At 61.8% G+C, this 22,734-nt stretch carries 28 protein-coding genes and 1 pseudogene; all 29 read right to left on the reverse strand.

Features of this window, described 5'->3' with window-relative positions:
* Positions 1–145: 145 nt before the first annotated feature.
* Complete coding sequence (locus BFC21_RS08130) at positions 146–688, reverse strand: lysis protein (protein WP_120265479.1); 543 nt, start codon at positions 686–688, stop codon at positions 146–148.
* A complete protein-coding gene (locus BFC21_RS08135; RefSeq protein ID WP_120265478.1) occupies positions 670–1,233 on the reverse strand; it encodes a glycoside hydrolase family 19 protein in 564 nt (187 codons plus the stop codon). The genes BFC21_RS08130 and BFC21_RS08135 overlap by 19 nt, the downstream gene beginning before the upstream one ends.
* Positions 1,234–1,281: 48 nt before the next feature.
* Positions 1,282–2,328: a phage late control D family protein gene (locus BFC21_RS08140; protein WP_120265477.1), complete on the reverse strand. Its 1,047-nt coding sequence runs from the start codon at positions 2,326–2,328 to the stop codon at positions 1,282–1,284.
* A gap of 96 nt (positions 2,329–2,424) precedes the next feature.
* Positions 2,425–2,631 carry a tail protein X gene (locus BFC21_RS08145; RefSeq protein WP_120265476.1) on the reverse strand — a complete coding sequence of 69 codons (207 nt, stop codon included), beginning with the start codon at positions 2,629–2,631 and terminating at the stop codon, positions 2,425–2,427.
* Positions 2,606–3,451 (reverse strand): phage tail protein, encoded by an 846-nt coding sequence (locus BFC21_RS08150; RefSeq protein ID WP_120265475.1) that lies wholly within the window; start codon positions 3,449–3,451, stop codon positions 2,606–2,608. The genes BFC21_RS08145 and BFC21_RS08150 overlap by 26 nt, the downstream gene beginning before the upstream one ends.
* 9 nt (positions 3,452–3,460) lie before the next feature.
* Positions 3,461–6,367: a phage tail tape measure protein gene (locus BFC21_RS08155; RefSeq protein WP_120265474.1), complete on the reverse strand. Its 2,907-nt coding sequence runs from the start codon at positions 6,365–6,367 to the stop codon at positions 3,461–3,463.
* 150 nt (positions 6,368–6,517) lie between these two features.
* Entirely contained in the window at positions 6,518–6,802 is a 285-nt protein-coding gene (locus tag BFC21_RS27545) for a phage tail assembly protein (RefSeq protein ID WP_256557654.1), read from the reverse strand.
* A gap of 39 nt (positions 6,803–6,841) precedes the next feature.
* Positions 6,842–7,114: pseudogene (locus BFC21_RS27550) on the reverse strand (phage tail assembly protein); the annotation flags it as partial.
* Between the two features lie 14 nt (positions 7,115–7,128).
* Positions 7,129–7,632, reverse strand: a complete 504-nt coding sequence (locus tag BFC21_RS08165) for a phage major tail tube protein (protein ID WP_120265948.1) — start codon at positions 7,630–7,632, stop codon at positions 7,129–7,131.
* A gap of 12 nt (positions 7,633–7,644) precedes the next feature.
* Entirely contained in the window at positions 7,645–8,811 is a 1,167-nt protein-coding gene (locus tag BFC21_RS08170) for a phage tail sheath family protein (RefSeq protein WP_120265471.1), read from the reverse strand.
* A gap of 102 nt (positions 8,812–8,913) precedes the next feature.
* Positions 8,914–9,378 carry a hypothetical protein gene (locus BFC21_RS08175; RefSeq protein WP_120265470.1) on the reverse strand — a complete coding sequence of 155 codons (465 nt, stop codon included), beginning with the start codon at positions 9,376–9,378 and terminating at the stop codon, positions 8,914–8,916.
* 14 nt (positions 9,379–9,392) lie between these two features.
* A complete protein-coding gene (locus tag BFC21_RS08180; protein WP_120265949.1) occupies positions 9,393–10,124 on the reverse strand; it encodes a hypothetical protein in 732 nt (243 codons plus the stop codon).
* Positions 10,125–10,130: 6 nt separating this feature from the next.
* Positions 10,131–10,817 carry a phage tail protein gene (locus tag BFC21_RS08185; RefSeq protein ID WP_120265468.1) on the reverse strand — a complete coding sequence of 229 codons (687 nt, stop codon included), beginning with the start codon at positions 10,815–10,817 and terminating at the stop codon, positions 10,131–10,133.
* Positions 10,814–11,542 (reverse strand): phage tail protein I, encoded by a 729-nt coding sequence (locus tag BFC21_RS08190; RefSeq protein WP_120265467.1) that lies wholly within the window; start codon positions 11,540–11,542, stop codon positions 10,814–10,816. Before BFC21_RS08190 ends, BFC21_RS08185 begins: the two co-directional genes overlap by 4 nt.
* Complete coding sequence (locus BFC21_RS08195) at positions 11,539–12,525, reverse strand: baseplate J/gp47 family protein (protein ID WP_120265950.1); 987 nt, start codon at positions 12,523–12,525, stop codon at positions 11,539–11,541. Before BFC21_RS08195 ends, BFC21_RS08190 begins: the two co-directional genes overlap by 4 nt.
* Positions 12,522–12,848, reverse strand: a complete 327-nt coding sequence (locus tag BFC21_RS08200; protein ID WP_120265466.1) for a GPW/gp25 family protein — start codon at positions 12,846–12,848, stop codon at positions 12,522–12,524. Before BFC21_RS08200 ends, BFC21_RS08195 begins: the two co-directional genes overlap by 4 nt.
* A 5-nt stretch (positions 12,849–12,853) precedes the next feature.
* Positions 12,854–13,081 carry a hypothetical protein gene (locus tag BFC21_RS08205; protein ID WP_256557606.1) on the reverse strand — a complete coding sequence of 76 codons (228 nt, stop codon included), beginning with the start codon at positions 13,079–13,081 and terminating at the stop codon, positions 12,854–12,856.
* A gap of 53 nt (positions 13,082–13,134) precedes the next feature.
* The gene (locus BFC21_RS08210) at positions 13,135–13,671 is read right to left on the reverse strand and encodes a phage baseplate assembly protein V (RefSeq protein WP_120266703.1); all 537 of its coding nucleotides are present in this window, start codon (positions 13,669–13,671) and stop codon (positions 13,135–13,137) included.
* A gap of 29 nt (positions 13,672–13,700) precedes the next feature.
* Positions 13,701–14,216 carry a hypothetical protein gene (locus tag BFC21_RS08215; RefSeq protein WP_120265951.1) on the reverse strand — a complete coding sequence of 172 codons (516 nt, stop codon included), beginning with the start codon at positions 14,214–14,216 and terminating at the stop codon, positions 13,701–13,703.
* A complete protein-coding gene (locus BFC21_RS08220; protein WP_120265952.1) occupies positions 14,216–14,875 on the reverse strand; it encodes a hypothetical protein in 660 nt (219 codons plus the stop codon). The genes BFC21_RS08215 and BFC21_RS08220 overlap by 1 nt, the downstream gene beginning before the upstream one ends.
* Positions 14,872–15,192, reverse strand: a complete 321-nt coding sequence (locus BFC21_RS08225) for a hypothetical protein (protein WP_120265953.1) — start codon at positions 15,190–15,192, stop codon at positions 14,872–14,874. The genes BFC21_RS08220 and BFC21_RS08225 overlap by 4 nt, the downstream gene beginning before the upstream one ends.
* A gap of 2 nt (positions 15,193–15,194) precedes the next feature.
* Positions 15,195–16,190 carry a major capsid protein gene (locus BFC21_RS08230; protein ID WP_120265954.1) on the reverse strand — a complete coding sequence of 332 codons (996 nt, stop codon included), beginning with the start codon at positions 16,188–16,190 and terminating at the stop codon, positions 15,195–15,197.
* Positions 16,191–16,252: 62 nt separating this feature from the next.
* Positions 16,253–16,597, reverse strand: a complete 345-nt coding sequence (locus BFC21_RS08235) for a head decoration protein (RefSeq protein ID WP_120265955.1) — start codon at positions 16,595–16,597, stop codon at positions 16,253–16,255.
* A complete protein-coding gene (locus BFC21_RS08240; RefSeq protein ID WP_120265956.1) occupies positions 16,594–17,754 on the reverse strand; it encodes a head maturation protease, ClpP-related in 1,161 nt (386 codons plus the stop codon). The genes BFC21_RS08235 and BFC21_RS08240 overlap by 4 nt, the downstream gene beginning before the upstream one ends.
* A complete protein-coding gene (locus tag BFC21_RS08245) occupies positions 17,751–19,232 on the reverse strand; it encodes a phage portal protein (protein WP_120265957.1) in 1,482 nt (493 codons plus the stop codon). The genes BFC21_RS08240 and BFC21_RS08245 overlap by 4 nt, the downstream gene beginning before the upstream one ends.
* Positions 19,232–19,438: a phage head-tail joining protein gene (locus BFC21_RS08250; RefSeq protein WP_120265958.1), complete on the reverse strand. Its 207-nt coding sequence runs from the start codon at positions 19,436–19,438 to the stop codon at positions 19,232–19,234. Before BFC21_RS08250 ends, BFC21_RS08245 begins: the two co-directional genes overlap by 1 nt.
* Position 19,439: 1 nt before the next feature.
* Positions 19,440–21,455: a phage terminase large subunit family protein gene (locus BFC21_RS08255; protein ID WP_120265959.1), complete on the reverse strand. Its 2,016-nt coding sequence runs from the start codon at positions 21,453–21,455 to the stop codon at positions 19,440–19,442.
* Positions 21,456–21,459: 4 nt separating this feature from the next.
* Entirely contained in the window at positions 21,460–22,017 is a 558-nt protein-coding gene (locus tag BFC21_RS08260) for a terminase small subunit (protein WP_120265960.1), read from the reverse strand.
* Between the two features lie 157 nt (positions 22,018–22,174).
* On the reverse strand, positions 22,175–22,519 hold the full coding sequence (locus tag BFC21_RS08265; protein ID WP_094992973.1) for a phage holin family protein: 345 nt from the start codon (positions 22,517–22,519) through the stop codon (positions 22,175–22,177).
* Positions 22,520–22,734 lie beyond the last annotated feature (215 nt).

Below are 22,734 nucleotides of genomic sequence, written 5' to 3' on the forward strand. Positions count from 1 at the left end.
GCAAGACCTTTACTGTATGGATAGACAGGTGCTAGGCTCGCTCCGCTTCGTGCACGGAGTAAGAGCCTTGGCTGGACTTGCAGGGACAATCTGCAGGGACGGCGGTCGGGTTGGATGTTGACGCATCTACCCCGACCGCTCTTTTTCACTTCGGTGTTGAGACTTCTTTGGCGTAGGCCTGACAGGCCGCCAGGGCGATCAGTCCTTGGTCGCCGGCATCGGTGATGCCGATAATTCGTTGAGCATGCGCTGGGTCAAGTTGGGCTCGTGTTCCGCCATGAACCACGCCGCCGGTTGGGGCGGCGGCTGACACTTCGTCGCCACTGCCTGCATCGGTGGCGTCGAGGAGGACTGACATCCGCAGATCAGCAGTGGCAAGGCGATCACGCAGGCGAGCCTGGTTGCGTTGAGCATCACTCAGTTCCTTGTAGTGGGTTTGTTCACTGGTCGACAGCCGCTGCTCAAGGGCCAGGCGGTTGCCCTGTGCCGTGCGCACCTGGTCAGCGGCGGCGTTGCTGATGGCGATCAGATCGTCCTTGTGCAGGCCGGCCTGTTCGGCGAGTTGTTGGCCGTAGCGCCAGTCCTGAACCTTCCAGGCTGACACAGCAGATCCGCCGACCAATGCGGCCAGCAGCCCACTGATGGCCAGCAGCCGATACGGAGCCGGGATCAGGTCGGCGAGACGCATAGCACCGCCCTCGCCCGCGCCCACAACTCCAGCCGATCCGCCAAACCATTGAGGCCGCCGTTGATCTTGCGGGTGATCGCCTCGAACTCGCCCCGATCTGCCAGGGCATTTAGCTCGCGCCCCCACCAGAACCACGCCGCCGACTCGGCCGCCCATTGCGGCAACTCGAGCAGCTCAGGGGTGCGCAACAATCGCTCATCGCCGAACAGCGCCAGGCTGCAGCGCAGGTAGTTGCTATGTCCGGTCACCTGGATCAAGCCGCGACCGCGATAACGCTGGCCATCGCCATCGAGCTCCGAGGTATTGCCCAGTTTCACGGCCAGGCTACCGGTGTCGTATTTGCTCAGGTACTGATCGCCGCCCAGCTCACGGACGTACTGCAGCTGGCCGGACTCATGACCAACTTGGGCCAGGAACGCCGCCTGACGTTTCGACGTATTGATTTGCCGATGCGCCATGGCCGCGTTTAGAGCGGATACAAAAACGCCCGCTTGGCGGCGGGCGTTCGGCATGATGCGTTGCAGCTGTTGTTCAGTGACGGACATACAAAACTCCAGGTATAAAAAAACCGCACTCAGGCGGCGATGGGGGCGCTACGGCGCGTTGACATTCACCACCTTGAGCGGCGGCTTAACTTTCTTTTTCTTACCCTTGGATTTGCCCTGCTTGCCGGCATTGCACTCGACGGTGGTCGACCAGCCGGATTGGGTAAACACCTGCTCCACCGAATCCGCCAAGTACTCGCCATCAAGGCCGACCTTGAAACCCTGGGCGTTGATCAATCGCTCGGCAAAGATGTCGGTCCGGCCGGGCATCTCGAAACGCACGTCAGCGGTGGAACGATTGAACGCCGCCAAACGCGCCTTGGCGGCCGACTCGGCGGCGGTCTTGTTCGGGTAGATATGCCGATCGGTATGCACCGCCGGCAAGCCATCCGGGGCGTCGTCGTTATCCACCGAGACGGTGGCGAGCTTGCCGGTCTTCTTGTCCTGGTGCTTAGTCGCCACGGCCTTGTGCGAGTTGCGATCGCCCAGGCTGAACTGCCAGCGGCTGAGGTCGCTACGCGTCAGGGTGATCGCGCCGAACGCCTTGCCGCTGGCCGTCTGGCCCGCTTGACGCGGCATCACCAACAGTTTGCCGTCGGCCACCTTGGCCGTGCAGTCGTACTGTTTGGCCAAGCGCGTGATGAAATTAAAATCGGACTCGTTGAGCTGATCCACCCGGGCGACTTTCGTGGTCACCGGACACACCGGCTGCCAGCCATTGCGCGCGGCGATATCGGCCACGATCGTCGACAGCGGCACGCCTTCCCAGCTGCCGCTGCGGATGGTCTTGCCACTGCCGCGCATGTCACTGGCCTTGCCCTTGATCACGATCGTGTCCGGCGGACCCGACACCTCGACCGTGTCCACCGCGTAACGCCCCAGGCGCGCCAAGGATGTTTCGGCATAGCCCAGGTAGATCTCGATCGAGCTGCCACGCCGAGGCAGCACCACTTGGCCGTCTCGGTCATCAATGCGCAACTCAAACTCGTCGGACTCCATCCCGGGCTTGTCAGAGGTGCGCAGCAACAACAATCGATCATTGATCTTGGCCGTCACATCGGTGCCATCGGCCACGATTCGAAACATGGGGGTCATGGATTTTGTCCAAAAAAAGCCCGCACATGGCGGGGCAAAAAACAAAGGGCCGTTACGCGTAACGCAACGGGCCGCCGGCGGCGGTAGCGCCCGAGGTCAATCCCACAAGTTCACCCCCTCCCCGGTCGGGCTGGGCAGTTCCGGCAGATAGATCACCACGCCGGTGCGGTAGGGCTGAGGCTCATCCGCCAACCCCTGATTGGCATTCAGCACCGCTTCGACGCTGCCCAGCAAATGGCCATAAACGTTATGGCAAATGACATCGAGCATGTCCCCATCAGACGTTCTGCATGTCGTCGCCATAGCGCACAAACTCCAGAGTGAACCCTTGTTTACGCGGAATCCCGCCGTGCATCAGTACGCCCTGTTCCTCGCCGATGTTCTTCAGGCACCACGTCCCAATCACCTCGCCATAGCCCGTGGTCAGGGTCAGTGGCTGAAGCCTGGCTCCAATGGTGCGCAACGTATCGAGCTGCTTGAGGCCACCCTTGAAGCCCGGGTAGATCGTGCCTTTGAGCGTAAGCTTTTCCTCTCCCATCCCGATGGCCTGCTGCGCCGGGCGGCGAGACAGGCGTTCCTGTGAAGCCCAACGGAATTCGGTAGAACGACTCAGCTCGTCGAAAGCCGCCGTGTCCAGGTTGAAAAAGTAGGGTTGCTCCTTGGGGTCGCGCGGCTGGATGATCAGCAAGTGCGGGAACGGCCTCACCGCCTCCGGCGCTGGCGTGGCATCCACGGCAAAGGAACTGGTGGGCACGATGTTGGCCAACGACGGACTGACCTTGCCGGCGATTTTGTTGATCGCCGTCGACGCCTTGCCCGCCTGTTCCTTCAGCGTCCCCATCCGTTCCTGTACTTCGGCGGCCGACCGGGTCGCCCGGCCGTACACCGCCACCACCTGCCCGACCTTGGCCTGGGCCGCGTCGACGCCGCGCATCACCCGCTGAAGCTTGGCGCCGATCGCCGGCCCCACGAACGGGATGTTTTCCAGCTCGGACGCCGCGCCAGTGATTTCACTGATCGCGCCGTTGACCGGGCCGAGCATGCCGTCCGCACTGCGCCGCCCAGCCTCCCCGGCCTCGACCAAGTACTTGAGCCCCGCTTGCAACTGTTCCATATACGCCATGCGGCCTCCTTACACGTGGGGTTCGTCGTACAGCTTGGTAGCGTTCTGTTTCGCTGCGTCCGCCATCATCCGCTGCATGTGCGGCATCAAGTCCTGAGCCAAGCGTTGCGGGTCTTTGACATCCCCTTGCACCGTGACCGGCATGCTCAGCGAGTACTGAAACTGCTGGTCCACTTTGGTCGGTGCCGGCTTCTCCGGCTCCTTGGGCTGAATGGCCACGGCCGCCGGCTTAGTCGGTGCCTGTACGGCCATGGCGCGAGCGACGTCGCCCAGCACTGGCCCTTGCGGGGCCGGCGCCTGAGCCATCAGCAACGCGCCGGAACCGTTCGCCTTATTGCCCGGATCGGTCGCCCCATTGAGCGGCTGAGTCAGGGTGGCCAAGCTGGGAACCGCCGGACCAGGGCGAGGCGCCATCAGCAGCGGCGCCGGCCTGGCTTCCGGTTTTGCCTCGGGCTTTTCATCTTCGCCACCAAACACCGACTTGCCCACGGCGCCGCCCAACATCTGGCCGCCCTGACTGCCGAGGTAGGCACCAATCAAGCCCCCAATGGCGGTCCCGATAATCGGCACCACCGAGCCAATGGCCGCGCCGGCCGCCGCGCCCGCCATGGTGCCCGCCAGATTGCCGGCAGCCGCGCCATAACCCTCGGCCTGTTCGCCCTGGGTCTTGGCATTCTCATAGGTTTCGAAGGCCATGGCGCCGGCATCCATCAGCGCGCCGCCGGGAATCATCTTGGCGGCTTTGCCGATCTTGCCGACCGCCTGCACCACCCCGCCCAGCCGAGCCAGCGAACCGGCCGGAACCGGTACCGGTGGAATCGGTGGACGCGGCACAGGGACCGGCGGCCGTGCCCCCGGAATAGGCGAGCGCGAAGAACCTCCCGGCCGAGGCAACGGCCGACGGCGTGAAGCATTGCGCCTTGACCCGCGTCCACGCCGGCGCGTTTCCCCAGCGCCTTCAGCGCCGCCGCCCAGGGCGCCCGCGTTGACCACGAAAACCTTCTTGACGCCGTCGTCAGCCGATCCCGACTCGCCACCCTCGTCGCCGCCTGAGGCGACGTCTTTCGCCATCGAAACCACTTTGAGGCCGGTCGCGATCAGATCGAATTTTCCGGGCTTCTTATCGTCGCCTTCTCCCGCTTCATCACCGCCATCAACTGGCATTCCCTTGAAAGCCGCCACCGCCTTGAGCCCGGTTTCCACCAGCGACAACGCCTTGCCGGCCTTGCCCTTGGGCTCCGAGCCTTCGCCGTCACCACCCCCATCCTCGGCGTTGGTGACAAAGACTTTTTGCACCGCGCCGGCCTTGCCGCCACCCAGCGATCCGCGCGCCAGGTTCAACAGCCCTTTACCCATCTTGAACGAACTGAACAGACCCGTGAGCGTGACCAATCCACCACCGACCAACGCGATCCCCGTCACCACCCCGGGCGCGCTGTCAGACATCGAGGTAATGCTTTTGGTGACCTTGGTCAGCGCCTCAGCCACCGTGTCCGTGACCGGGCGCAGAGCGTCCCCCACGCTGCGCATGGCGTCATCCATCGACTGCGCCATTTCAGCCCACTTCTGCGACGACGCCTCACGCCGCTCGCTGAGGTTTTTGTCGAGGATGCCGGTGGCATCACGCGAATCGTTTTTAAGCTGGCTGTACAGCGCCTTGTTCTGCATGAACGCCGACAGCGCGGCCTTGACCTGCATGTCAGCGAACAGGTCGCCAGTGCGCAGCGACTCTTCCAGAGAGGCCATCATGGCCTTGGCTTTCTCCGGGTCGGCTTGCTGGCTGATTTCGGATGTCGCTTTGGCCATCGCCGCCGCGCGCTTCGGATCGGTGGCTTGGATGTACTTCTGCGCCAACGCCATGCTGGTTTCCAGCGTCGACATGCCGTTTTGCAAACCGGTCTGCATCGAACCCTTGTAGTCGATGCCGGCCTTTTCATACGCCTTGACGGTTTCGCCGGAGCCGATTTTGCCCATCCAGTTTTTGAGGTTGTTGGCCGCCTCATCGGCGCCGCCGGCCGACTTCATCTGCACTTGCAGCATGGCGCCCAACTGCGTCACCGCGTCCATGCCGGTGATGCCCAGGCTGCCCATGTTGGCCAACAGCTCAGGGAACCATTTAGCCATGTCGGCCGCTTCAAAGCTGCCCGCCTGCCCTTGATAGGCAATCGCTTCCAGCGCCTGCTGCATCTGCTTGGGGTCGGTGATCTTGGCGTTTTGCCCTAGGGCGTTGATCATCTTCGCCGTGTCGACACCGCTGGACCCCTGCCCCACGACAAACTTGGCCGCGACCGGCGCATATTCTAGGGCCTTGCTCAACTCCATACCGGCGCCAACCAACTGGTTGACCACGTCGGCCACGTCGTTGCGCGCCATGCCGGTGTCACGCGAGGTGGCGATGATCTTTTGTGACATCTCCTTTTCTTGTGGCTTATTGGCAATCCCTGCCTTGATCGCGATGTCTCGAACAATGGCGCCAAAGTCCGCGCTGACCTTGGTCGGCACCGCCATAGAGCCCACACCGACGACAGCGGCGCCGACCGCTTTTTTCATGCCGGACTTTCCGGCGTCAAGCTGTTGATGCCCCTTGGCCTTCAGCTCGGCTTTATTGGCCGCCTGCCCCATGGCCCGATAGGACTTCTCCAGACGCCCGACTTCGACGCCCTGCTTTTTCAAGCTGTCCAGATTGGAGTTCAACCGACTCAACAACTTGGAGGCTCCAGCGGCGCCGCTGTCGTGGGCCTTTTTCCATTCATCGCGCAGGCGAATGGTGTCGCCAATCGTGCGCTGCAGCACACGCGCCTTGTTGCCTTCTGCCTCGAGGCGCTTGATGCGTCCCGTCACGTCTTTGAATGCAGCACCGACCGTAGAACTGACGGCGCCGCCGATGACCAGCCCGAGGGCGATCTTGTTCGCCATATCATGGCCCCCATTTGCACAGCCTTACCGAAGGCGGCTCAATCCGTGAGCCACCACACCATCTCAGCAAACGGCATCGACAGAATCTCAGCGGCGGAAAATCCGGTTTCCGCCGCCAGACGTTTCGCGGCCATTTTTATGACGCCGGGGTCAAACCCCGTTGTCTTGGTCCATACGAAAATAGCCGGCCTGCAAGCGGTTGAAATCCACCAGCTTCAGGCCCTCCAGATCCGCAACAGGCGCACCGGCCAACTCGGCAAACAACACCAGCTCGCGCTGCTCGTCATCGCCACCCGCGTCACGATTCGCCGCACGAACGTCGCGCACGGTCGGGGAACGCAAGGCCAACTTGTCGACGGTGACGCCGTTGATTTGGCTCGGGCACGACAGCGTGACCAGCACGTTATCGGTGGTAATCGACAACCACGCCGGCATCGACGTCGAGTAATCGGTATCGGGCGCCAAGCGCGCATAGGCCGCCTGGACACGGCGATAGTCCACCAGCTTGAGGCCTTCCAGATCCTTGAGGCCGACCTCGGCCAAGGCCGCGAACAACATCAGCTCGCGCTGTTCGTCATCGCCGTTAGAGGCACGGTCGGCCGCCCGCACTTCGCGCACGGCCGGAGCGCGCAAGGTCAACGTCTCGACCTTGATCCCGTTGGCATCGCTGGGACGCGAGAGGGTCACGACGGCGCTCTCAGAGGTGACCGCCAGCCAGACCGGCAGTGCTTTATCAGTTGCTTTCATCTGGATCTATTCCCTTACATGCCGAGCGCGGTGCGCACTTCGGCGAGCTGGTCTTTGCCGTCGATCACCTGAATACCGGCGACCATGTCGATTTCGTACATCAGGCGCCCGTCGATTTCGAGCTTGTAGTACGTGACTGCAATGGCGTGTTTGATCTCGGCCGGATCACCGGCTTTCCAGTCGCCCAGGTCGACCTCTTTGAGCCGGCCGCGCAGGGTGGCGACCACCGCCGTCACTGCGCCCTTTTGCCCCTTGAAGGCACCACGGAACGTCGCATTAAAGGCCGTGCCGTCGGCCAGACCGAAGTACTTCAACGACTCACGGCGCACGCCCTTGGTGACAAAGGACGCCTCCATTTTTTCCAGACCCTGATCCATTTCGATGGCACCGGCCATGCCGCCACCGCGATACTCGTCGGTCTTGGTGGTCAGCTTGGGCAGGGTCAGGTTCGGCACGTCGCCGGAAAAGCTCACGCCGTCAACAAACAGGTTCGTGTTAAACAAAGTTTGAGGAATCATTGACTAGGCCCCTTAGGCTGCTTCAAGAATTTCGGTCATCCACTGATCGGTGACTTCGAAAAGGAAATTCGGGTTTTCAGCCGGCGGCACGTCGGTGAAGCGAATGCGCCAATAGACTTTGCCCTGGGCGATTTGGCTGGCCGTGTTCAACTCGGTGTCCGGGTACACCTCGAAGTTGATGATTGCGCCCTGAGCTTTCAGGTCGCGCATGAACGCTTCCAGGCCGTCGGTCACGTCCTTGACGTAGGTCTTGGTGATCGAGCGATCAACGGCCCATTTGTGGCCGGCCTGCACGGCATCCATGAGGATGAACAGCGTGCGAACGCGGGTGACGAACGCCCATTTCGGATCGCTCGACAGCGTGCGGTTGCCCCACAGGCGATAGCCGTCGTCGCGGACGATCGTCGAGATATTGGCGTTGTTCAGCAGGTTCGCCCGGCACGTCTCGTCGCCGTCCAAGTACTCGACGGACCGGGTCGTGCCGGTGATGCCCACGAACTCCTTGTTCGACGGCGACGCCCAGAAGCCGTACTCGGCATCGGTCCAGGCAAACAAGCCCGCCGCCCAGGCCGAGCCCGGGGCATCGACCGTCTGGCTCAGGCCGGTGTCCCAGTACTGCACGCCCGGGTCAACCATGAACAGGTTGCGACTGCCGAAGTTGTCGGCGTAGGCCATGGCGGCCTCATCCGTGGTGCCAGGCCCATCGATAATGCCGATCGCGCGCAGCTTCTGCGCCAAGCCATCGAGCGCCGTGGCCACCGCCTGAGTGGCCGTATGCCCCGGCGCGATCAACAGCCGCGGCTGGGCGTTAAACAGGCTTTTGCCATCGAGCAAGGCCTGTAGGCCGGTGCGCTTACCGGAAGCCAGAACCCCGCCAATGATCGCCGAGGTTTGCAGCGCCGCGTCTTCCAGCTTCGGCACACCGATGGCGACGATCACTGCCTTGGCCTTGCTGTAGATCGCCTGACAGGCCTTGGTGATCGCCGAATCGGGACCGAAGGCGGCAATGGCTTCGCGCTCGGTGGTGATCAACTTCAGCTCGCCGGCCAGCGCCGTACCGCCGCCGAGGATGCCCGGGCTGAAGGTGTCGCACAGGCCGACAATGGAAGACGACGGCAAGGAAATGGTGCGCGCCCCGGTCTTAATATCGGTGGTTGTGACGCCGTGAAAAAAACTCATAAGGCCAATCTCCAAAAAGCAAACAACCGCGTCCGGCGCGGTTGTTTGCACAAACAAAAACGCCCCGACAATGCGGGGCGCTCAAGGCGGTTGAATCAGGGGTTAGGCAGCGTTGCCGACCCCGGCGATGCTGTCGCGGATGTCCGCGATCGCGGTGTCAGCCAGCGCCTCGGCGGCGTCGTGACTGGTGGCCTTGAGCACCCGTTGCTTGCCCTTGAGTCGGGCCGCACGGATCGCCAGCAGCGCACCATTCCAGGCAGAGGCCTCGGCAATGATGCTGTCAGCCGCCGCTTGCGGCTCCAGCTCGGCCGCGTCGGCCCAGGCTTTCACGAATGGCGGCATGTCGCCAACATAACCAGATGCCGCGAAGGCATTCGCCTCGGCGGCGGCGAGATCATGCTCAAAAGCGCGCAATGTATCGGGCACGACCGCGCGACGAGCCGCATCCGCCTCCTTATCAACCTGCTGCGCAGCGGCGAGCAAAGCGGCGCCCAAAGGCAGCGCAGAGAAGGCGAAACCGGTGTAACTGGTACCCGCGAAAATGACGTTCAGGTTTTGCGTGTTCATGGCTGCGTTTCTCCTTACAGGGCGCTGAGGTTGGACATGACATTGGCCAGCGTGTTGGGTGCAGCACCGGAAGCGACGCCGGAAATATAGCGACCACCGAACGACGCCGGGAACGTCACCCCGATACATTCCAGAACAATCGCTGACGCACCAGCAGAGACAATGCAGGCCGTTGCGCCGGCCACGTCGGTAACGGTCGTATCGGTCATTTTGACCGGGAACAATGCCGAACTGGTGGTGCTGCCCGCCCGCAACAAACAGTTGTTGATAACCGTCACTGTCAGGCCAGTCGCCGATGGCAGTTCGATTTTCAAGTCACGAAAGTGCAGCGCATTGCCACCCGATGCAGGGAAGGCGGTCAGCTGCGTAACACCGCTTACGTCATAGTAAATCGGACGCAAAAAGCGGCGATTGGCAGGATCATCAGAGCGCAATTCCAAGAAGCGACCTTCAAGGTTCGCGACGTTGGCAGACATGAGGTAGTCCGCCTGAAGCAGGATTGCGCAGATCCCCCCATAAGGCGTATTCGCCAGCGCTTTATCGATGGTTTTCAGCGGCGCTGTAATCGATCCATCGTTCGTATCGAGTCCATTAAGCTGGTGAACATAAAAGATCTTTTTGTTTGCTGGAACGGCGGCAATCGCCGCCGCGACGGCCGCGTCGATGCTGCTTTTTTTGGCGCTGAATACAGTGATCAGGCCATTAGCGGCCGACACCAGGTCAGCAATTTGCGATTCGAGACTCATATCGGCTCAGACTCCGAGGGTGGTTTTAGAAAAAAGGGTTTGCAGCCCGACCATGGCGGTCGCATTGGCTGCGATGGCGGTTAACAACTCATCATGATCGGTGCCTTGCCGAAGCTCAGCGGCTTTCATCCGATCCATCAGGTTGGCAATTTGCTGGCCTTCGATCTGGTGCAGCTTGGCCTGATCGTCCAGCGTGTCTTGATACTTGATGCCACGCAGTTGACTGGCGATTTGCGCCGTCGCCAGCGCGGCCAGTTCGGCCGAAAGCGTCAGGTTCAAGCCAGCGCCAGTCGAGGTGATGGTGACGCTATTGGCCGGCAGCGCCGTCAGCGACAAGTCATAGGCCAGCAGCAACTCAGCGTTGGCCGACTTGTAGGTCAGGGCCTCGGTAGGGTGCGACCAGACCGCCAACAGCGTGCCGTCCGACAGCAGAAAGCCAATCTCACGCGCCCAATAGGCCTTGGTGTCGTCGGCCACCGCCGTGACGTGAATCAGCGTGTCACTCAGGCGTTGACCATCGGAAATGGCGTATTTCGCCACTTGGGCGCGCAAAGCGGTCTGCGTGTTGACCGGGGTATAGCCCGTGGTGCCCACCACGATATGGGTGATTTCGGCCGCCACACCGGTGTTGTCGGCGCGCCAGATGGCGGCCAACCCGGCCTTGGTGATCAGGGGTTGTAACGGGGTACTCATACGAGGACGGCCTCCATAGTGGCGCGAACAACGATACGGGTGCGGTGCGCATTAGCGACCGCAAAGCCCTGCTCTGCATGGATGGGAACGCCTAACAGATCGGCGCTTTGATGAATCACACAGCGGACGCTGGACGCGTTGGCCAGCCCCAGGGCTGACTCGGCGCAGTCCATCGGCACGCCTTGGACTTCCAGCGTCCGGCGGTCCAGTTGCCGGGTCTGACTGGCATTGGCCAACCGCAAACCCCCGTCAAACCGCGCGCCGACCTTGAGCGTGTAGTGGCTGCGTTCGTTCTTCGTGGCATCGACCAGGGCGCGCAAACGTTCGAACAGTTGCGGGGACAGAATCGACCCCTCGCCGCCCCGGTTGTCGTTGGCCCACGCGATCAACTGAAAGGTGTACGGCACCGCGCCCGGGATTTGCGTCCACTCCTTGAACTCAGCCCGAACCCCGACCGCCTTCAGCACGCGGCGCACCGCACCGACCGTGCCCTTGCGCTTGTGAACCGGAATCGACTCGCGAATCAGGGCGCGCTGTTGCTCTTCGGTTTCGGCGGCCTCCCAGCCTTCGACCGACATCGCCCAGGCCAACCAGGGCAAGAAGTCCACCGGGCACCGCGCCGAGTCGGCAAGGCCCCGGATAATTTCCGGATCGATCCCCAAGTCACAGGCCGTGGCCAGCGCCCGCTCCAGCGGCGTGCTGTTCAGCGGTAACAGCCGGCTCATGGGACCACCACGCCGGTGACGCTGATCGCGGTGCAGTTCGGGTAATGCCGCTTGTCACAAATCACATCCGCCGTGGGCTGCGTCAGCACCACCCGGCGCACGCCGGAGACGTGCAAGGCCGCGTAGATCGCCGACAGCGACATTTCCCCCTCCAACTGCCTGGCCGCCGCCACCGCCACCGCCAAGCCCGCATTGGCCGCCGCCAGCACTACCACCGAGGACGGGCCGTCTAGCAATTCCAGAACGGCGTTTATGCTGAAGTTGGTCGGCTGCCCCAGCTGGCTACGAGGCCGGTCCGTGATCGGGCGCACATCCTCGGCCGATAGCGCCGCTTGCACCGTGGCCACCAGGGCCGCCGGCGCGACGGTGCTTTCAAGGGTCGGCAGCACCGCCAACGACACGTCACCCGGCAGCGGATTGGTCAGACCGGCCGCGTAATCGCACACCAGTACAATCGCCCCGGGGGGCAACTGATCGCGCAGCGCCTGGCTAATCTCTGCCGCCTTGAACGTCGGGGAGTCCACCGAGATGTTGGCCACGTTGGCCGACGCGCTCAGGCCGTGAAACTCATACGCCCCGCGACTGCCCGCCACCGACAGGCCTTCCAGCGAAAGCTGCGTGCGGTACAACAGCGCGTCGTCCTTTTCCATCACCTTCGGGATCGGCGGAATCGCGTCAGGGTCAGCTTCGGTGATCGTTAATCGCTCGACACCGTAATCAGCCGCGCGGTTGTCCAGATCCGTGCCCCGGGCATAAGCCAATAAACTGGACTTTGCCGCGTCGTTGATGCGCGCCCGACTCATCAGTTTCTGATAGGCCGCGACTTCCAGCAGCTTTACGACCGGGTCGGACTCCAGCAGGGCCGTCCAGTTATCGCCCATCTGCAACCGAAAGTCGGCCAGCACCTCCTGATAGATATCTTCAAAATCCAGAGTTTCCAGCACATCCGGCGCCGGCAGCGCCGACAGGTTGACGACACTCATGCACTCACCTCCAGCAACACACCTTCGCCGAGGTATTCGCCGCTAATTTGCAGATTGATCGAGCCATTCATAACGGACAGCACGCGCACGCGCTCCAGGCGCAAGCGCGGCTCCCAGCGACCCAACGCCCTGGCCACCTCGGCCTGTACTGCGCTTTTCCACCCTTCGTTAACCGGCAGATCAACAAAGCGCCGGATCGTGCTGCCGTACTCCGGCCGATAGCGGCGACTCCCCAGGGGCGTGCCCAAGATGTCCGCCATGGACTGCCGCAGATGCTCAATGCCGGAAATGAGCAGGCCTGTATGGCGGTCCATTCCGATCATCTAAATCACTCCTTCAGAGGTTGGAACTCTGCGTTAGCCCTCAGAAAGCTGACGGCTTGGGTATCGGAGGCCAGAACCTGCACAACACCCTTAGCCACCGACAACGTTCGGTCGCTGCGGGGAATGATCAGGGTGCGCGAGGTGTACACCTGGTCGCTGAAAGTCAGTTGCCGATCCGGCACTGGTTCAGCGACGGCAGGCACCTCGGCGGCAGAATTTTCGAACTTGGCCATGTTTTCTCCAGGCATGAAAAAGCCCGCACTGGGCGGGCTGTCGTGAGTTGAAATTAATGCGTGTGATGGTTGCTGTTGCCGCCGGCATCAATGATTGCGCCGGCACTGGTTATGCCCTTCGTGACGTGTAACGCACCGTCGATGGTGACTGCCGCTTTCAGGTTGATGTTGCCGGTGGTGACATTGACCGCGCTGTCCGTGATGACCGCCTCCGTGCTGGCAACCTTGATCGTCACCGTGCCGCTGGGCAGGTTGATGCTGTAGCTCTTGGCCTGCCAGTCGTAGATCAGCGAGCCGCCATCATCAAAGCGCCAGACTTCCACATGGTCGCGGTTATCCGGTGGTGGGCCGGCATTGCCATATAAGCCCGGGATGAACGTGCCTTGTGCCACGTCCCCGCTGGCACTGATCAACGTGCCCTGTTCGCCCATGGACGGCGCCCGCCAGTGCCTGGCCTTGCCGGCGGCAATGCTGTGCCAGCGCACCCAGGCACTGACCCAATCACCACCGTCCGAGACGCGACACACCGGCGGAGAGGCGCTCAGATCGAGCGCCACCACATAACAAGCCTTCACCACCCCGGCGAGCATGCGGTCATGCTGGGCGCTTGCGTAGCCGCTCACATGTCCTCCGCCGGGACAAAGTCCTCTTTGACATCGTTGTTAAACCCAAACAGCAGCATGCCCGGCGGCTGATCAGGCCAAGGCCACTCCTCTACGCCGAGGTACACCTGCTGAGTCCACTCCACCAACCAGACGGTGTAGCCATCAAGCGCCGGCTGGGTCCAGTCCTGCTGCGCTTGTACGAACTCGGCGGGTTCGACCGGCAACCCCCACGTCTGTGCGCGCAGCAACACGGCGAGCTGGGTCGCCAATTGCACGGCCTGCCGTTGATGATGCGGCTTGATCGGGTCGACGATGATGCGCGCCTCGAACTTGCACACCAACGTTGTTTCTCCCGTGCCAATGTCGGTACCCGGCTCGATCTCGGCCAGCTCCAGAAACACCGCCGGCAATGCGATGCGGTCTTGGATGTTCGGCCAGGCACTCACGGTCTGAACCCCCGGCAGATGGGTCGCCAGGTGCTGCTCGACCGCCAGGTAAAGCTGGTCCAAGCTAAAACGTTCATCAGCCATTAAGCGATCCTCTTGAGGTACTTCTGCAGCTCAAAGTTGAGTTCCTGTTTCAGGATCTCCAACAAGCGTTCATCGGCCTTTTGTACCCAGCTTTCAAAGTGGGGACGGGCTTGTTCCAGAGACACTTTGGCTTTGGCCAGCGGAAAGCGGCTGCCGTTTTCCGCGACCCACCCCGAACTCGGCCCGCGACCGGGTGACACCGTGCTATCGGGATAGTCGTCCGCATTGAAGTGCTTGCTCGCGGTACGAATCCAGATGTCGGGCTTGTTGCCGTAGACCTTCTTCAGGAATGCGCCCTGGTAACGCCGCCCCGCCACCGATACGCCGCTGCCGGTCTGCCGTGCGCGGCCGATCCGGCTGGACTCGATGGCATTCAAACCGAACCAGAGCTTGCCACTCGCAGCCCCGCCGGACACCGGGTAACTGCGCAACCGTTGACGCACCGCCGCGACGGCAATCCGCTCCTGCCGACTGACGGCACGAGCGATGTGCGTACGCAACCAACCCAGTGTCTTGTTGATCGCTCGACGGTGTGCGGTGGCCGCTGCCTTGGGCACCAACTTGGCAAAGTCCTGGAACGCTTGAAGGTCTGCGGCCGAGGACTGGATGGAAATCATCCCGCCGCCGGCCGAGGGTTTGAAATAGCTACCGACACTCATGGGCGCATCCTCAGGATCAGGGCGACCAGGCCGTCACCGCTCGGCTCCAGCTGCAGCAGGTCGTAATCGCCGCCGCCATCCAAGGCGGGCAAATCGATGCTGACCAACAGGCCCTGCACCAGGCCCTGCGAATCGCTGACGCGGATCTCGAACCGCGGCTCACGCAAGCCGGTGTTGAGCTTGCCGAGCTTCGGCTGCAACCAGGGCGCGGCAAACATACCGAACACCGGGTCCTCGCGACCCTCAATCCGCGCGGTGTCGCCCAGTGTTTCGAACACCACCGCGTCGACCTCGGCGATCAGATCGCGAAAGCCCATGGTCAGAGCTCCAGCAGGATCTGAGCGCGCGGTCGGGTGCACAGGTGCAGCGGGTTGGACTGGGCTTCACCGGCCATGCCTTTGTTGAACGGCAGCGGCTCGATCATGCTGTAGTAAGGGATTCCCTGAGTGTTGACCGTCTCCATGTAGTCCGCCGGCGCGAACACCGAGATGTACAGATCAGGCACACCCTCAGGGACCAGCAACGCCTTGTCGTCGTGGACGAACGAGACACCCGCCACCTTGCCACGGTAGCGCTCCCAGATAATGCCACCGAACTCGAAGCTCTCCCGGGCGTCACCCCGCAGAGCCGCCGCCTGCTGGCTGTTGAGGTAGGTTTCCTTGACCGACTTGTGAACGATCAGCTTGTTCCAGAAGTTCTTGCCGCAGAAGGCGCGAGAGCCGGTGCTGGTCACACTGCCGAGCGCGTCTTCTTGCATATCCAGTGCTTCACCGCATTTAACCCGCAACTCAGTGCCTGGGTCCGCCAAGCCCATGGGCAGCTTCTGACGTTGCACACCGAAGCGGTCGTAAAGATCCAAGAGCACCGTCGAACCATCAGCATCGAGGATCAGGCCGTTGAGTGCGCCCATGCGCTGGAACTCATGGGTCGCGTCCAACTGACGGCGCGCTTTGGCCAGGCGGGCATTGACCACATCCTGTACCGCCTGCAGCTCGGTGCGAGTACCGAAAGCACGAATGCCCTGGATCTCGTCGGCCTTGATGGTGAAGCGCTCCGGCAGGTGGACGGTGTTGAACGGGATCAGGTTGCGCTTGCTGGCCGCGACTACCAGACCAGAGCCACCCCGCTCACCGGCTGGCACCAGTGCCAGGGTGTCGCCGTCCTTTTCGATCTGTACGGTCAGGGTGGTGATGCCTTCCTCGCGGAACAGGCCCAAAGCGCTGATGCGGCCCGGCAGGTAAGGTTGATCGTTGAGTGCAGCAGTCAGCGCAGTGACGGTGAACGCTTCGTCGTCAAAAATGGCAATCTCGGCCATGGGTACTCTCCAGAAATTGAAAAGCCCGCTCAAGGCGGGCTGGGGAAACGTGACTGAGGGTCTTAACGAACGATCAGGAAATGGGTGGCCAGATCCTTTTCGGCCTCTGGGTCCAGCCCGGTCAGATGCACTTCGCTGACTTCAGCCAAGCGCACCACGGCGCGACCACGGCGCACGATGTCCGACTCTCCCAACTGCCCGTAGAGGATCGCCACGGCAGCCTGAGTACCGTCTTCGGCGGCCGGGTCATACGGCGCAAACTCACCGGTGGCCGTGACCAGACCGAGGACTTGGCCGGGATTCAGCGCAGGGCCAGCGGCAACATTGATCGTTTCCCGCGAGATGTTCCCGGCGCCTTCGGATAGGAGAAATTCACCCGTATGGATCGGCTCTTTTTTAATGGTCATTGTCTTGCTCCTTTCGCGCCGTGCGCAGTTCCAGATTGAGCCGCTTGTCGCGAAGCCCAAATCGAGGTGGGATCAGGTTGTTTGGCCAGCACCTTGGGTGCCGTGTCGTTGTCCAGCGGCAGGCTGTTGTCGATTTCAAAGCCCTTGCCGCTGGTGACAATCTTGTCGAACAGACGTGCCCGGACCGCCGCCGCATCCAGCCCCGCTGAAACGTACTCAGCGCTGAACTCCGGCAAACGGGCCGCCACGCATAGGTCATTCACCGCCTTGGCTCGGGCCAGACCAGCCATGACGATCTCTTCACTTTCGAGCTTGGTCGAGCTAAGCAGCGGCTCGACCAAGTTGCTGATGCCCGCCGCCGTGCAACGCTGGGTGATCATCAGTGCCAACTTCGCCGAGTCGACCACCACCGGCACCAACGGCGGAGCGACCGGATCCAGCTCCAGATCCGGATCCGCTTCGGGTGGCTCGTCGAGCTGGGCCAGCAACTCAGCCGGTGCGTGCTGGTAACGCTGCAACACCGCGCCTTGGCCGAGGCATGCTTTGACCTTGATGCCGTCGCCGACTTCATCGGCCAGCCCCAGGGCCACAGCTTCATTGGCCGTCAGCCAGGTTTCGGCGTTGACCATTCGACGTAGCTCGGCATCATCGATGTTCGGCGCCTTGGCCTTGTAGGCCGCGATGATCGCCTCCAGGGTCTGATCCAGGACATCAGCGACTCGACGGAAGTCCTCAGCATCCCCTCCGGCATAGGTGTAAGGATTGTGAATCATCAGCATGGCGTTCGACGCAATTACTACATGGTGTGCACCGCACACCGCCACGCTGGCCGCACTGGCCGCCAATGCGTCAATCCGTCCGGTGCAACGCTCGCCCAGACGCGAAAGCGCGTTGTGCATCGCCAGCCCGTCGAACAAGTCGCCGCCGATGCTGTTGAATGCCGCAATGACCGGTGAGACTCCATCATCCATCGCACGCAGATCCTGCACGAACTGATTGGCAGTAATGCCCCAGGTACCGATCTCGCCATAGACAAAGACTTCGATCACTCGGTCAGCGGCCTCGCCGCTGGCCTGCAACGCGTACCAGGTCTTGTCCTGAACCTGCACCCGCTGGCCCGCACGGTTGTAAACGCGCGGTCGCGCTTTCTTGCTCATGGTTGCTCCTTGTCATCGTTGGTGACGACAGCGTCGAGAGTGTTGTAATTAAGGCCAAGTGCCGTGGCTCGTTGCAGATCAGCCGCGTTTTCCGCGTCGACCGTTTCCGCGTCGTAACCGGTGCGCAGGACCATCTCGCTACGCGAAGCGAAACCGGCTTGCACTTCCATGCGACGGGCCTGGACGTCCTGCACCGGCTGGATGTAGGCCCAACCTTGTGGCACCCAACGGGTACGCAGGTATTCACGGCGCCGCTGCGCGTAGTCCTTCAGCACCAGGACACCTGACAACACGGCCATGTCCATCCAGGCGGCCCGCACTGGGCGGCAGAGTTGGTGCACGTAGACACCGAATTGCAGCTGCTCAAGCCGACGCCGAAACTCGTTCAGCACAACCCGCAATGCTCGGTCGTTAACCTCGCGCATGTCGCCGGTGAGGATCTCGTAAGGCGTTCCCGTACCAGCAGCCGCAGCCATCAGCTGCTGCCGCATAAAGTCCGGATAGTTGTTGCCCGCGTCCGGCGGCTTGGAGAACTCGACCTCTTCACCTGGTCCCAGCTCCTGCATGGTGCCCGGCTCCAGCGCCACCATCGGTGTGAAGCCATCACGGTCAGTGCTCAGCAACTGTCCGGTGAGTGGATCCCTGGGCACTAGTCCAGAGTCCGGTGCTGGCCGACTGATGAAACCGGCAAACAGGTTGGCCACCTCCTGACGGAACAACACTGCGTCGTCGTAGTTGTCGAGACTGCGCAGACGCTTGAGCACCGGCGACAATCGCGGCACGCCGCGCAGTTGACCCGGCTCGATCGGCTCAAAGATATGCAGCACCTGTGACGCCGGCACTCGCACTAACTGGTTGTAACCGGCGTTCAGCGACGACGCATCGCGCGGATGCGACAGGTACATCCAGTACGCTACCCGCTTGCCACCAGGTGTGAACTCGATCCCGGCGCGGATGATGTTGCCGGTTTTGGTGGTTTCGAACTTGTCATGCGGCACGAACTCCGGTGCCAGGATCTGCAACTGCAGCGGAACCGCGAGGCCTTCGTCCAAACTGCGTGGCCGCAATCGCACAAAGCATTCACCCGAGGTTTCCACCGTGCGAGCGGCCAACGCCTGCTGTCCGTAGAAATCGGTGCGCTCATCGGCGTCCGACTCATCGACCCAGTCGTCCCAGAGTTCCTGTAGTAGTTTGCGCAGGGCTTCGTCGTCAGTTTTTGGACGCGGCGTGATGCCGGTGCCGATCAAGTTGCTGACGCGCTTATCAATCACGTTGAAGGCATACGGGTCATTGCGAACCGCTGCCCGGGAGCGCGAACGCAAGTTACGCAATGCCGGGGTGTTGATGCTGTTGACCCCGTTGTCGGGAGCATCCCAGCCAGTGGATCGTCGGCCCTCCCCGGCACCTTCGTAACTGGCCTTGATGTTCGACGGCAACACGAATCCGTTACGGGTGAGCGTCGGAAAGTGACGGGCCATTAGAGTCCTTTGCCTCCGTGGTACAGCCTGACCACGCGCGAGCGCGGCCCGGCAGCATTGATAAGCGACGAGCGGATTTCCTCGCGAGCCTTGAGCAGCTCGTCGACGGTGCGGTACTCCACGGTGCGGTCGGTGTAGCGCACGACTTTTTCACCACGTGCGATGGCCGCCTCAACCGCGTCGAGGTGCTTTTGGGTAAAGGACATATCAGCGTCTCTTCAGATAACCGCTGGTGGAGCTGCGGCGTTGAGGTGGCAGTGCTGCCGGCCGCGATTGCACGATCGGAGCAGTAGGTTGTGGAGTCGATTGCGGAGCAGAAACTGGTGTTGCTGGTCCGGTGACACGTTCGCCTTGAACAGGCTTGATGCCCAATGCGTCGTCGAACAGACCAGACTGCGCCAGGGACTGACGCACGCGCTCCCAATCGTGTTCCTTGTAACGGTTGAGGCCCAGGTAATGCGCCATAGCCAGGCAATACACCATTAGGTCGAGCGCTTCGTTGCGTTCGGCCTTGCCCTTGACCCACTCGATGCGTTTGTGGCCCCGTATGTAGCGCGCAACCTTGCGCTCCGCGACGCACTGATCAAAGAAGTCGTCCGGCAAGTCATTAGCGAAGTGCAACGCACCTGGCCCGGAAGGGAACGAATAACGGTTATAGATCCAGTCCTTGGCCGTGTCGGTACCGACGAACCACAGCTCGGCGCCGTTGCGCTCGGTTTGACCCTTCCAGGTCACATCGACCATCGACGGGCGCTGAGCAATCACCGGCTTACCGGGTTTGCTCGCACCCTTGATGGCGAACACATTCCGCCAGCGGCGAACGCGGCAGAACTGGTAGACCTCATCGGTGTGGTGGCCACCGGAGTCGACGGCTACCGCGAGAATGCCAAGACCGACACCGCAGGGATGGCGATATTTAGCCTTGAGCAATTCGTCCAACGCCGCCCAGGTGCGTTCATCTGCGGGATCGCCCGAGACTACTTGGTAGTCCACGACCCAGCGCTCCATGCCGACGCCCCAGCCCATGGCCATGAACTCCAGACGGTTGGCCTGAACGTCTACGGAACCGGTGATCATAAGCACCGCCGCCGACAGCGAGCCAAGGGTGAAGTCTTCCAACCGCGCCCGCTGTCTAAGCACGTCCGCTTTGGTTTGCTCTTGTGCGCTGTCCCAAACCTTTGCCAAACGGGTGTTGTAGAACACCTGCATGGGCTCAAGATCGCCTTTGGCCTGGGCTTTTTTCGCCTTCTCGAATTGCTTGGCTAGCGACTTCCAGTCCATCCAACCAAGCGGCGAATACAATGCATTGAGGTGGAAGCCAACTGTCTCGCCGTCGCCCTCGGCATGGGCGCGCCATTCGCCTTTAGCGAGCATTTCGCCCTTGTGATACTCCTCGATCAGCACGTCACACTCAGGACCGGCGCACTGGTAATGCACAACGCTGAAGTCCTTCGAGTAATGCAGGAGCTCCCACTCCAAGGTCTGCTTGTGCCCACAGGTCGGACATGGCACGTAGTAATAACGCTGGTCGCTGCCCTCGAACAGATCGGAGATCCGCGAGGCGCCCTTGATGGTCGGCGAACTAGAGAAGTAGAACTTGGCATTACGGCCGAAGGTACTGCCCCGGGTTTCCGCCAGCTCGATGGGGTCGCCCTCCTCGCCGATGTCCACTTCCCATCGGTCAATCTCGTCGCCGTAGACGTAGCGCGCCGACAGCTCCGACAGGTTGGCCGCAGAGCCGGCGGTGGTGACGTACAGCGAACCGCCCTCGAACTCCTTGGTGTCCATGGTGTTGCGTGAATCCCGCGAACGACTGGACGCCACCCGTTCACGCAGCACCGGCGTGGCTTTGATGGTTTTGCCGATCCGTGACGACACCCGCTTGGCCAGGCCAAGACTCGGTAGTAGCGTCAGGATGTTGGACGGCGCCATGTGTATCAAACCGCCGATCCAGTTCAAGGCGATCTGCGTTTTCATCAGCTGCGACGCGACCATGGTGATCACGCGTTTGCAAGGGTGAGCCGGCGACAGACAACGCATAGGTTCGCGCGCATATGGCGTGCGGGATGTGCGGTACTGGCCTGGCTCAGCGGCGCCGGTGTCACGCGGGATGCGCATGTATTCGTCGGCCCACTCATCTACCCAGACATCCGGGTCAGGGTGCAGCCCACGGAAATACGCCTCCCGGTACACCTCTGCACCGTTAGGGATTTCCGTGGGCATGGGCTTAGCTCGGGGTCAGGGCGTGTTCAAGATCCGCTGAGGACAAGCGTTCTGCATCCTCAAGCGAGCGACGGATAGCGGCCGTCAGGTGCTTTTCGATTTGCCAGGGGTCGGTCATGACGGCAAGTTCCGGTGCCAGTTGCGGAGGCATGCCCAGCAGTTGATCCCGCAACAAGCGGCCCGCGTTGTAAGCGCCGGTTTCTACTGCGATGCGCTCGACCAAAGTGCCCTGCTGTTTGTGAAAGTTGGCTTGCTCCTGCAACGCCATGTAGTGCTCGCGCAGAGCCCGAGACCTTTGGAAATCCACCGGCTGGCCGACTTGCGGCACCGCAGGTTCTTCTGCGGCGATTTGAGCTTCCCGCTGAAGGCGAAGCCGGTCGTGCCGGTCGGCGACGGCGGCTTTGCTTGGGTCGGCAGACTCGGCCAGCAGGGCTTCGGTGGCTTCCAGCTCCACCTTGCCATCCTCAGTCAGCACCAATCGATCTTGATTGGCCAACTTGGAAACATACGATTTAGCCCAGCCTCGCCGTGCCGCAAACTCCGTTTTGCTGATTACAGTCATGATGGAATGTCCTGTTCACCTAATGAATACGGGGAGTTCACCTGTTCACCCCAGTTCACTAAGCTGGTGAACTGTCCGCTAACACTTTCCCGCGGGTTTCCTGCCCCGTACCCCCGGAAATCCCCCAGGGTCCCCGGCATGTTTTGAGAGAAGGGAATTACTCTGAGGAGTCAGAACGGGGTGGGATTTCACAGACGCCCAGCCGTTTAGCGACCCAGCGTTCGTAAAGGCCGATGGCGACATCCGCCCCGGCCATTGCCGTGAGGCAGCCCAGCGCCGAGGACGCCCAGAGCGAAACGCCGTTGACGTGCAGCAGCATCATCGTCGACAAGCCGCACACCACACAGGCACCGGAGCGCAACACCAACCGCCGCACCAGTGACCAGCCTCGCGCCCCGTCCTTGTCCGCCCGCCACATCTCGCCGGACACCCCGCCGATCATGGAGAGGACGATCAGTAACCAGATCGGCATATCAGCTAACGCTTGTTGCTCTGTTGTCATCGCCTGCCCCATAAACGCAAAAACCCGGCGCAATGGCCGGGTTTAGTGGTGGGTGCCTGCCGCTCTCTGCGGTCGCACCTATCGAAGATGGCTACTTTTTACAGGTGGATTCTCATGGCAGCAAGCCGCTTTTAATGCCATCGGTGAATAAGTGGGTCAGGCGGTGAAACACCCGGTGAATGTCGGCGAATACATCATCCCGGCTAACGCTTTTG

The sequence above is a fragment of the Pseudomonas sp. TMW 2.1634 genome (genome assembly GCF_001703595.1).
GTDB classification, from domain to species: domain Bacteria; phylum Pseudomonadota; class Gammaproteobacteria; order Pseudomonadales; family Pseudomonadaceae; genus Aquipseudomonas; species Aquipseudomonas fragi.